This window comes from Aromatoleum evansii, assembly GCF_012910805.1.
Taxonomy (GTDB): Bacteria; Pseudomonadota; Gammaproteobacteria; order Burkholderiales; family Rhodocyclaceae; genus Aromatoleum; species Aromatoleum evansii.
This window is the reverse complement of record NZ_WTVK01000209.1, coordinates 1-461: the sequence shown is the minus strand read 5'-3', so window position 1 is coordinate 461 and position 461 is coordinate 1. Positions and strand designations below refer to the sequence as shown.

Sequence of the window (461 nt, the reverse complement as noted above, 5' to 3'; positions counted from 1 at the left end):
ATGTTGATGATCGGGCCGCCCGGCACCGGCAAGTCGATGCTCGCGCAACGGTTTCCCGGCTTGCTGCCGGACATGAGCGATGACGAAGCGCTTTCCGCCGCCGCGGTGATGAGCCTGACCACGCGCGGCTTCGACGCACGGCGTTGGAAGGTGCGGCCGTTCCGTTCGCCACACCACACAGCATCTGCGGTGGCGATGGTGGGCGGGGGCAACACGCCCAGGCCGGGCGAAATCTCGCTGGCGCATCAGGGCGTGCTCTTCCTCGACGAGCTTCCCGAGTTCGAGCGCCGTGTGCTCGAAGTCCTGCGTGAGCCATTGGAAACCGGCCACATCACCATCTCACGCGCAGCGCGTCAGACAGACTTCCCTGCCAGCTTCCAGCTGATTGCCGCAATGAACCCGTGTCCGTGCGGCTATCGCGGGCATCCGCTGCGGGCGTGCCGCTGCACACCGGATCAGGT

Annotated in this window: 1 protein-coding gene; it reads left to right on the top strand. The window is 66.4% G+C overall.

The window, feature by feature from the left end; all coding sequences use genetic code 11:
* Positions 1–461: ATP-binding protein (locus GO615_RS27960; protein ID WP_169133083.1), on the top strand; the 461-nt coding region annotated here is incomplete at both ends.